A 10,026-nucleotide genomic window follows, 5' to 3' on the forward strand; every position below is an offset into this window, starting at 1 on the left:
GGGTGAGGGCCTGCGGCCGTCGCAGGACGGAGTCGCACACCCGCCAGCCGCGCCGCGTACATCGCGGCGCCGAGTTCCGGACCGAAGCGCGGCGCGATCAGCGTCGCGCCCGGCACGTCCCGGGCGAGCGCGCGCCGCAACGCATCGGTGACGGTGGCGCCGGCCTCGAAGACGCCGCCGGTGTACGAGACCGGCACCTGCGCATCCGCCGGCAGCGCCAGTTGCCGGGCGATGGCACCGGCCAGGGCCGCGAGCTCATCGCCGGCGCGGCCCAGCAGCGCGATCGCCTGCACGTCACCGTCGGCGGCCGCCGCGGACACGAGCCGCGCGAACTGCGCCAGCCGGCTGCGCGCCGCGTCGCCGTTGATCGCTGCGCAGAGGTCCAGGTCGTGCGCGAGCTGGAAGTGTTCCCGCACGAGCCCGAGCAGTGGGCCCGGTGCCGCACGTCCGTCCGCCATGCGGGAGAACAGCGCGAGGCCCTCGCGCGCCAGCCAGTAGGCCGAGCCCTCGTCGCCGAAGACCTCGCCCCAGCCGCCGGAGCGCGCGCCGCGCCCTTGCCATTCGCCGTAGGCGATCGAGCCGGTGCCCGCGACGAGGCTGATACCGTCGTCGCCGCCGAGCGAGCCCGCCCAGCTGCAGACCATGTCGTTGCCGATGACCGCGCGCGGTAGCGCGCCGGCCAGCAGGCTGTCGAAGTCCGCGATCAAGGCGCTGTCCTCGCCGTGCGCCGGAAGGCCGGCGAAGGCGGACGTGACGCGCTCCGGCGCCACGCCGGCCAGCTTCAGCGTCTCGGCGACGCCGTCGCGCAGCAGCGCGCGCAGCGCGCCGAAGCCGATCTCCAGGTAGTAGCTGGTCGTCGTCGTGTGGCGGGCGAGCAGCCGGCCGTCGCCGTCCAGCAGCAGGAAGGAGGTCTTGGTGCCGCCGCCGTCGATGCCGAGGAAGATCGGTCGGTCGACGGAGTCGTGGGTGCCGAGGGTCATGAGCGGAATCGGTGACTGCGGATCAAGGCGCCGAAGTGGCGAGCGGATGGATGATGACGCCGCTGACGACGCGCGTCACGGTGCCCGAGGCGCTCGGATTGTCCGGCGTGATGCCGAGCTTCAGCGAGGCCAGCAAGGCCAGGCACTGCGCGAAGACCAGCGCCACTGGCGCGAGCGCCAGGTCGGGCGCGTTCACCGGCAGGTCGAGCAGCACGTCGTCCGCGGCCAGCGCATCCTCGGCGTTCAGCGCCGAGGTGCTGAGCGCGACGATCCGTCCGCGGCCCTGGCGGCGCAGCTCGCGCAGCAGGTCCAGGTCGTAGCGACGGGTGTAGCTGTCGTTGGACAGGACGATCAGCACCAGCGTGCGGTCGTTCAGCACGGTCTTCGGACCGTGGCGGAAACCGAGCGGTGAATCGGCCAGCGCGACCAGGCGGCCGTCGCTCAGCTCCAGCACCTTCAACGCCGCTTCCTTCGCCAGGCCTTGCAGTCCGTTGCTGCCGAGCACGACGACACGCTCGAACGAGACCGCGTTCAGCGCGTCCAGCCGCGCCGCTTCGGTGGCGAGCAGCTGGCGCGCTGCGTCGCCGAGCGCCTCGGCCGAGGGCAGCGCCAGGCCGAAGGCCCAGGCCGCCGCCAGCAGCATGCCGGTGAAGCTGGAGGTCATCGCGAAGGCGCGGTCATGCGTCTCGTCGGGCAGCAGCAGCACGTGGGCGCGCCCGCGCCCGCCGAGCCGGCGCGCCAGCGTGCCGTCGGCCGCGCAGGTGACCGCGAGGTGATGGCACTCGCGGACGGTCGCGTCGGCCAGCTCCACCGCCGCCAGGCTTTCCGGGCTGTTGCCCGAACGGGCGAAGGAAACCAGCAGCGTCGGCACGCCGGGCTGCAGGCATTGCGCGGGGTTGGAGACGATGTCGGTGGTGGCGATCGCCTCGACGCGGATCCCGGGCTTGGCGCCCAGCCGCTGCAGCAGCGCCGGGGTCAGGCATTGCCCGATGAAGGCGGAACTCCCCGCGCCCGTCAGCACGATGCGCAGGTCCGGCAGCGCCAGCAGCGGCTGCAGGAAGGCGTCGATCGCCGCGCGCTGCGACTGCACCAGCGCATGCACCGTGCGCCAGACCTCGGGTTGCTGGGCGATCTCGCGCGCGGTGTGCGGCGCGCCGCGGCGGGCGAGTTCGGCGGTTTCGAAGTTGAGCAGGCTCATCGTGACAGGTCTTGTTTTATGGGAAAGGGCCGGATATCCAAGCGGTTCAGGTCGTCACGCGTTCTGGCATCCGGACGTTCGGGCGTCGGGGCGTTCAGGCGGCGCAGGCGGCGAGGTAGGGGCGCAGCGACTGCGCGGCGCCGTCGCGCAGCAGTTCCGCGGGGCGGTTGCGCAGGCGGCCGTCGCGGATCGCGTCGTACTGGCGCGGCAGGAACTGGCTCAGCAGCGTCAGCGGCGGCGGCGAATGTTCCAGCCGGTCCAGCATCGCCGCGCAGGCGGTCTGCACCTTCGGATGCGCCCAGTAGTAGCGGATGCGGTCGCTCAGGCTGTAGGCCAGGTCGACCTGCACCCGCGCCGGATCCTGGTAGTAGGGCGCCCAGTGGCCGGGCTCCGCGCGCATCACGCCGAGCACCGTGTCGACCAGGTTGTCCTGGCCGGCCTGCGGGCCCAGCCATTCGCGCTCGACGGCGGCCAGCGCCCACAGCGTCTCGCGCAGCGCGAAGGTCGCGCCCGGGCCGACCTTCAGGATCGCGAAGTGGTCGCGCGCGAGTTGCGCCAGGCGCTCCGGCGTCTGGTAGTCGGTCGAGTGCGCCTCGAAGACCAGACCCGGTTGCGATTCGATGAACTTGCTCAGCGCGCGCGCCTTCTCGGGCTTGTAGTCGATGACCTTGTGGTGGTCGAACTCGACGCCCGGTTGCACGACCATCGCGATCACGCGCTCCCAGGCCGCGTCGAGTCCCGACTTCGCGAACGCGTCGCGGTGCAGCGCCAGCGTCGCGCCGGCCGCTTCCGGCGAGGTCACCGCGAGGTCTTCCAGGTCCTCATGCGCGCCGCCCGGCACCGGCACCTCGGTGCCGATGACGTAGACCGGCGGCTCGCCGCGGTCGGGCGTGTCGCGCCAGGCGGCCTCGGCGGCCAGGCACAGGCGCACGGCACGGGCGGCGATCTCCGCTTCGGACAGCGGCACCGGGTCGTCCGCGCAGGACATCGAGCAATCCAGGTGGATCTTGCGGAAGCCCGCCTCGACGTACTGCGCGACCATCACCTCCGCCTTGGCCATCGCCTGCGCCGCGGGCTGCTTGCGCCAGGCGTTGGGACCGAGGTGGTCGCCGCCGAGGATCAGCAGGCCGGGGTCCACGCCCTCGGCCTTCGCGATCGTCTCGACGAAGCGGCGGAAGTCCGCCGGCTTCATGCCGGTGTAGCCGCCGTCCTGGTTGACCTGGTTGGAGGTCGCCTCGATCAGCGCGGGGCGGCCGAGCGCGCCGCACTCGCGCAGCGTCGCGGCGATGACGACGGGATGCGCCGAGCACATCGACGGGATGCCGATGGCCGGAGCGGCCGGGCCGGCCGAACGCGCCGAGGCCCCGGACGCCGACTGCTTGTGGCGTCGCACGAGATCGAGCATGAGCTTCAAGGGGAATCCTTCCTGTCGAATCTGTCGGATGAGGGTGGGGCGGACGACCGGACCGTGGGGGTCAGGTCTTGGCGTCGCCTTCGGGTTGGAGGGCCAGCAGCAGCGCGGCGAGCAGCGCGAGTCCGACGCCGGCCAGCTTGAAACCGCCGGGGGTGGCGCCGCTCATCGCCATCGACGCGAGCGCCGTCAGCAGCGGGGCGCCGGCGTTGACCAGCGGCGAGACGACCAGCGCCTTGCCGTAGCGGAAGGCGTAGACCAGCGTGAGCGCGCCGATCGCGTTGAGCACCTGGATGCAGGCGGCCAGGCCGGGGCCGTCCCAGCCCCAGGGAATGGGCTTGGAGAAGTCCGTCATCCACAGCGCGGCCGGGATGCACAGCAGCGCGCTGAGGGTCATGTAGAAGAAGATGCTCTCCGCGCTGGCGGCGCTGTTGGCGGTCTTCAGGAAATAGGCCTGCAGCCCCCACGCAGCCATCACGACGATGGCCAGCGCGAACCACAGCCCCAGCGCCTGGCTCTGCTGGCCGGGCTGGTAGTCGAACAGCGGCAGGGCGAACAGCGCCAGCACGATGCCGGCCACGCCGAGCTTGCCGGTACGCTCGCGCAGCAGTCCGTAGGACAGCGCGATGGTCACGCCCGGCGACAGCGACACGATCGGGAAGATCAGGTAGGCGGGGCCGGACTCGACCGCGCGGAACAGCAGCATCTGCCCGCCCGCGCCCAGCAGCCCGACCGTCAGGCCCTGGATCACGGCGCGGCGGTCGCGCTGCAGCTTCCAGCCCGCGCGGGCCAGCACGAACACGGCCGGCGGAATCATGGTCAGCGCCCACACGACGTAGACCAGCGTGTCCGGGAAGCCGCGTTCGGAAGACAAGCCCGTCAGCGCGCCCCACGCACCCCAGAACAGGGTCGTGACAAGCGCGTAGGTCAGCCAATGTCGTTGCATGGAGATTGCTTTCTTTCTTGGAGGGGTCTCGACGCGCCAAGCGTGGTGTGGATCGTCGTAAGCTTTCGAACGAAAGAATAGGGTAAGGAAACCGGAAACACAACGGAAGAAACCGTGAGAAGCCCTGAACGGGCGAATTTCGCGGGAAAACCCGTACACATTGGGTGCTATCGAGGGGCGTGGGTAAGGAATTGCAGCTCGAATTCTTTCGACCGTCATCAATTCGAAAGAATAAACGTCGGTAAAAACGATATGCGAAATTAATCGAAAGACTACGTAGACTTGCGCCAAGCCGGTCGAGGTCCAGGACTGGCAGCGGACAAGCCAACAAAAGGAACCATGAGATGCGAGCTCCCCTGTCCTCCCTTCTGAACGCCGGATTCGCTCCGCGGCCCGTGGCCGCAGCGGCGGCGATCGCCGCCTTGACCGTCATGGGCGCGGCCCAGGCTCAGGTCCAGCCGCCCGCCGCCGCCGCCTCGGCGCCGGCCGAAGCAAAGGCGGACGCGAAGGCCAAGGACGCCGCCGACCAGACGCTCGAGCGTGTCGAGATCACCGGCACCCGCGCCAGCCTGCAGCGCTCGCTGAACCTCAAGCGCGCCGCCTCCGGCGTGCAGGACAGCATCAGCGCCACCGAGCTGGGCCGCTTCCCCGACGACAACGTGGCCGACTCGCTGAGCCACATCACCGGCGTGTCGATCTCGCGCACCGCCGGCGGCGAAGGCCAGAAGGTCAGCGTCCGCGGCCTGGGTCCCGAATACACGCTGACCACCTTCAACAACCGCATCCTGGCCACCGACGGCGAAGGCCGCGACTTCGCCTTCGACGTGCTGCCGTCGGACATCATCAGCGGCGCCGACGTCGTCAAGTCCGCGCAGGCCTCGGTGATGGAAGGCGCGATCGGCGGCCTGGTGAACCTGCGCTCGGCCAGCCCCTTCGACCAGCCCGGCCAGCACGGCATCCTGCGCGTCGAGGGCGACCGCAACACCATGTCCAAGCTGAACGGCGGCAAGATCTCGGCCACCTACAGCAACACCTTCGGCAAGGAACTGGGCGTGCTGTTCGGCGTGGTCTACGCCGACCGCAAGGTCCGCACCGACACCGCCGGCAACGACGGCGGCTGGACGCGCAACCCGATCTCCGACCCGGCCGCCAACTGGACCGGCAACGCCTGGGGCGGCAACATCGATCCGAACGGCAACGGCGTGCTGGACAAGGACGAGGAAGGCCTGATCGGCCCGGGCCAGTTCCGCGTCGGCACCATCCAGGAACAGAAGAAGCGCACCGCGCTGTCCGGCAAGGTCGAATGGCGGCCCAGCGACGCGCTCAAGGTCACGGTCGACGGCATCAAGACGCGCCTGAACTCGCCGCAGGTCGGCTACCAGCAGTCCTTCTACACGCTGTTCTCGCCGGGCCGCTGGTCCAACATCAAGACCCAGAACGGCGTGGTCACCGGCTTCACGATGGACAGCACCGATCCGGAGCTGATGCTGAATCCGGAGCTGCTGAACCTGACCACGCACCGCGTCGTCGACAGCGCCGTCTACGGCCTCAACGCCGAATGGAAGGCCACCGAGACGCTCAAGTTCAACGGCGACGTCTACCAGTCGACGTCCAAGCGCCACTCGGGCGGGCAGGACACCTACACGGTGCTGCGCATGAACCAGCCCAACGTGACGACGGTGAACCTGACCGGCTCGCAGGTGCCCGACATCAAGACCACCTTCGCCGACGGCCGCGACCTGATCTCCGGCCTGGCCAGCGGCGCCTTCGGCCCCAGCGACTTCAACACCCACTACCTGGGCCTGAGCGGCGACAACATCGACGACAAGATCCGCGGCCTGACGCTGAACGGCGCCTGGACGGTGGACCGCTTCAACGTCGACCAGATCCAGTTCGGCGTGCAGGCCACGCGGCGCGACAAGAACCGCGACCTGGTCGACAACGCGATCAACGGCGGGGAGAACTACTACTCCGGCACCAACGCGATCAACGTCGGGCAGCTCGGCGGCAACGTGCTCAACGAGCACCTGACCCCGCCCAACTTCATGAACGGCGTCAGCGGCAGCTTCCCGCGCTCCTTCCTGGGCTTCGACGTGCCCAACTACCTGGCGGCGCTGCAGGCCTACAACGGCAAGCCGCGTCCGGACGGCGGCACCTACGACTTCAGCAACGCCGGCCCGGTCTGGAACCCGCTGCAGAGCTACCGCGTGCGGGAGAAGACGACCTCGTTCTTCGTCGAGGCGGACCTCTCCGGCGAGCAGTGGAACGCGGACATCGGCGTGCGTCTGGTGAAGACCAAGACCACGGCCAAGGCCTGGGACGCCAAGATCGACGGGCTGACCGAGAACGGCCCGTTCAACTACACGGCGCACTACGCGGATCCGACCGAGATCAGCCAGAACGCCGAATACACCTACGGCCTGCCGTCGGCCAACTTCGTCTGGCACTTCACCGACGCGCTGCAACTGCGCCTGGGTGCGGCCAAGACGATGGCGCGGCCGTCGGTCGAGCAGCTCGCGCCGACCAGCACCACGGCCAGCGTCGCCTGGGGCGACTTCACGCAGGTCTTCGGCGGCAACGCCGACCTGAAGCCCTACAGCGCCAAGCAGTACGACGCCTCGCTGGAGTGGTACTACGCGCGCAACTCGGCGCTGACCTTCGCGGTGTTCCAGAAGGACATCAAGAACCAGATCACCACGAGCTGGGAGACCGGCGTCGACATCGGCGTGCCGGGCCACCTGTTCAACGTGATGAAGCCCATCAACGGCGACAAGGCCCGGGTCCGCGGCATGGAGATCGGCTTCCAGCACCTGTGGGACAACGGCTTCGGCGTGCGGGCGCAGTACACGCGCAACCGCTCCGACAGCTGGGTGGGCGGCGAGAAGCGCCCGCTGGAAGGCATCGCGCCGGCGACCTCGTCGCTGGGCCTGCTGTATGAGAAGGGCCCGTGGAGCATCAGCGCCACGGCCGACCACACCGACGACTTCGTGTCGGCGATCAACGTGATCGGCCCGGGCTTCAACGAGCGTGCCAAGGCCATCACCTGGCTGACCGCGCAGGCCGCGTACGAAGTCAACAAGTGGCTGCGGATCTCCATCGAAGGCCGCAACCTGACCGACGCCAAGCAGGAGTACACGCTGGGCGACGGCAACATCACCTTGCCGCAGGGCTACAACCGCTGGGGCCGTGCGTTCACGCTCGGCGCGAGCATCAAGTTCTGACGCCGCGCTGATCGAAGAAGAAAAACAGTCGAGCAAGGCAAGCAAGACAAGCAAGCAGGACAGACGGGAGGCGCCGGACTGGGCCATCCAGCCGGCGTCATCCGGTCGCCGCATTCGAGTCGGGATGTTCTTGAGAGGACGTTGGGCGTTCCACAACAAGCAGGCCGCATTGCCGGCCGCATCCCAGGAGAACTCATGAAACGATCGCTGATCCGTTCGATGGCCACCGGCCTCGCCACCGCCGCCGCATTGGCGTTGGGCCTCACCGTCGCGACCGGCGCGCAAGCGCAGTCGTGGTGGAAGCCCGGCGTGAACACGACCTGGCAGTGGCAACTGACGGGCACGCTCAATACCGGCTACAACGTGGCCGTGTACGACATCGACCTGTTCGACACCACCGCGCAGACCATCGCCGGGCTGAAGGCGCAGGGCCGCAAGGTCGTCTGCTACTTCTCCGCCGGCAGCTCGGAGAACTGGCGCGCCGACTTCGGCAGCTTCAACGCCGCCGACATGGGCAAGGCGCTGGACGGCTGGGCCGGCGAGAAGTGGCTGGACACCCGCTCGGCCAACGTGCGCGCGGTGATGTTGAGCCGCCTCGACCTGGCGGTGTCCAAGGGCTGCGACGGCGTCGAGCCGGACAACGTCGACGGCTACACCAACGCGACGGGCTTCCCGCTGACCTCGGCCACGCAGCTCGACTACAACAAGTACCTCGCCAACGCCGCCCACGGCCGCGGCCTGGCCATCGCGCTGAAGAACGACGTCGACCAGCTGGCGCAGCTGGAGCCGTATTTCGACATGGCCGTCAACGAGCAGTGCAACCAGTACGACGAGTGCGGCGGCTACTCGGTGTTCACGAGCAAGAACAAGCCCGTGTTCAACGCCGAGTACGCGTCCAAGTACAAGAAGAACACCAACGGCGCGCGCGACAAGCTCTGCACGAAGATGACCGCCGCGAAGATCCGCACGCTGGTGCTGCCGCTGGACCTGGACGACGCCTACCGCTACAGCTGCAACTGACCTCCCCCCACTGTTTCCACAGTAGTTGATCCAATGACCCACATGACGAGAACTCCCGTCCGCGCCGCGCTGCCGGCCCTGCTGAGCGCCGCACTGACGGCCGTCGCGATGGCCGCCTCCTCTGGCGTCCTGGCGGCACCGAAGTCCAAGGAGAACGACGGAGACCGCTACACGATGGCGGACTTCGCGAAGGTCCCGAAGATCGATTCGCACGTGCATCTGCACAACGCCGATCCGGCGTTCATCGACGCCGCACGCAAGCTCGGCTTCAAGGTGCTGACGATCAACGTCGACTATCCGGACTTCCCGCCGCTGGACGAGCAGCAGCAGGCGGCGATCGAGCTGCGCAAGGCGCGTCCGGCGGACGTGGCCTGGGCGGTGAGTTTCTCGTCGGATACCTCGGATCAACCAGGCTGGCTAGCCGCGACACAACAGCGCGTCGATGCCGGCCTGCGCGCCGGCGCGGTCGGCGTGAAGGTGTGGAAGAACATCGGCATGAGCCTGCGCGATAAGCAGGGCAAGCTCGTCATGATCGACGACGCGCGCTTCACGCCGCTGTTCAAATATTTCGAGGACCAGGGCATCACGATGCTCGGCCACCAGGGCGAGCCGCACAACTGCTGGCTGCCGCTGGACAAGATGACGGTCATCAACGACCGCGAGTATTTCGCGCACCATCCGCAGTACCACATGGCGCTGCATCCGGAGATGCCGAGCTGGGAGGACCAGATGGCCGCGCGCGACCGCATGGTGGCGGCGCATCCGAAGCTGAAGTTCGTCGGCATGCACATGGCCTCGCTGGAGCGCAACGTCGACGAGCTGGCCGCCTTCCTGGACCGTTTCCCGCTGGCCAAGGTCGACCTGGCCGCACGCATCGGGCAGCTGCAGTACCAGAGCCAACTGGACCGCGCCAAGGTGCGGGCCTTCATGATCAAGTACCAGGACCGTCTGATGTACGGCACCGACGTCTCGCAACCGCCGCAACAATCGGGGGCCGAGCTGCTGAAGGAAGTCGAGCCGGTGTGGCGCATGCACTGGCGCTACTTCAACACGGAGGAGTCGTTCAAGGTGTCCGATCTCAAGAAACCGGTGAAGGGCCTGGGCCTGCCCAAGGTCGTCGTCGACAAGCTGTACCACCTCAACGCCGAGCGGAGCTACCCGACCGCCTGGAAGGCGGCTCAATGACCGGGCGCCGCGCGTTCCTCCAGTGGCTGGGGGCGGCTCCGGTCGCGACGATCACGCCGACGCTG

7 protein-coding genes are annotated in these 10,026 nt (G+C 68.6%); 3 read left to right on the forward strand and 4 right to left on the reverse strand.

The window, feature by feature from the left end; genetic code table 11:
• The 4 genes from VF536_RS26685 to VF536_RS26700 all read right to left on the reverse strand — a co-directional run.
• On the reverse strand, nt 1-980 hold a 980-nt coding region (locus VF536_RS26685), incomplete at its 3' end, for a BadF/BadG/BcrA/BcrD ATPase family protein (RefSeq protein ID WP_331617974.1).
• A 22-nt stretch (nt 981-1,002) separates the two neighbouring features.
• Nucleotides 1,003-2,178, reverse strand: coding sequence for an SIS domain-containing protein (locus tag VF536_RS26690; RefSeq protein WP_331617975.1), 1,176 nt, complete (start codon nt 2,176-2,178; stop codon nt 1,003-1,005).
• A gap of 94 nt (nt 2,179-2,272) precedes the next feature.
• The gene (locus VF536_RS26695; RefSeq protein WP_331617980.1) at nt 2,273-3,583 is read right to left on the reverse strand and encodes a D-tagatose-bisphosphate aldolase, class II, non-catalytic subunit; all 1,311 of its coding nucleotides are present in this window, start codon (nt 3,581-3,583) and stop codon (nt 2,273-2,275) included.
• A gap of 70 nt (nt 3,584-3,653) precedes the next feature.
• Nucleotides 3,654-4,535, reverse strand: a complete 882-nt coding sequence (locus VF536_RS26700) for a DMT family transporter (protein WP_331617976.1) — start codon at nt 4,533-4,535, stop codon at nt 3,654-3,656.
• A gap of 344 nt (nt 4,536-4,879) precedes the next feature.
• Here VF536_RS26700 and VF536_RS26705 point away from each other — a divergent pair, with 344 nt between their 5' ends.
• From VF536_RS26705 to VF536_RS26715, 3 genes are all read left to right on the forward strand, one after another.
• Complete coding sequence (locus VF536_RS26705) at nt 4,880-7,756, forward strand: TonB-dependent receptor (protein ID WP_331617977.1); 2,877 nt, start codon at nt 4,880-4,882, stop codon at nt 7,754-7,756.
• Between the two features lie 195 nt (nt 7,757-7,951).
• Entirely contained in the window at nt 7,952-8,776 is an 825-nt protein-coding gene (locus tag VF536_RS26710; RefSeq protein WP_331617978.1) for an endo alpha-1,4 polygalactosaminidase, read from the forward strand.
• Nucleotides 8,777-8,818: 42 nt separating this feature from the next.
• On the forward strand, nt 8,819-9,961 hold the full coding sequence (locus VF536_RS26715; RefSeq protein WP_331617979.1) for an amidohydrolase family protein: 1,143 nt from the start codon (nt 8,819-8,821) through the stop codon (nt 9,959-9,961).
• The last annotated feature ends 65 nt before the right edge of the window (nt 9,962-10,026 follow it).

Origin of the sequence: Roseateles sp. (assembly GCF_036486225.1) — a bacterium.
Lineage (GTDB): Bacteria > Pseudomonadota > Gammaproteobacteria > Burkholderiales > Burkholderiaceae_C > Roseateles.

Bases quoted from the DNA above. Each gene is read 5' to 3' on its own strand.
- VF536_RS26690 (WP_331617975.1), bottom strand. From the start codon at position 2,178: ATGAGCCTGCTCAACTTCGAAACCGCCGAACTCGCCCGCCGCGGCGCG.
- VF536_RS26695 (WP_331617980.1), bottom strand. From the start codon at position 3,583: ATGCTCGATCTCGTGCGACGCCACAAGCAGTCGGCGTCCGGGGCCTCG.
- VF536_RS26700 (WP_331617976.1), bottom strand. From the start codon at position 4,535: ATGCAACGACATTGGCTGACCTACGCGCTTGTCACGACCCTGTTCTGG.
- VF536_RS26705 (WP_331617977.1), top strand. From the start codon at position 4,880: ATGCGAGCTCCCCTGTCCTCCCTTCTGAACGCCGGATTCGCTCCGCGG.
- VF536_RS26710 (WP_331617978.1), top strand. From the start codon at position 7,952: ATGAAACGATCGCTGATCCGTTCGATGGCCACCGGCCTCGCCACCGCC.
- VF536_RS26715 (WP_331617979.1), top strand. From the start codon at position 8,819: ATGACGAGAACTCCCGTCCGCGCCGCGCTGCCGGCCCTGCTGAGCGCC.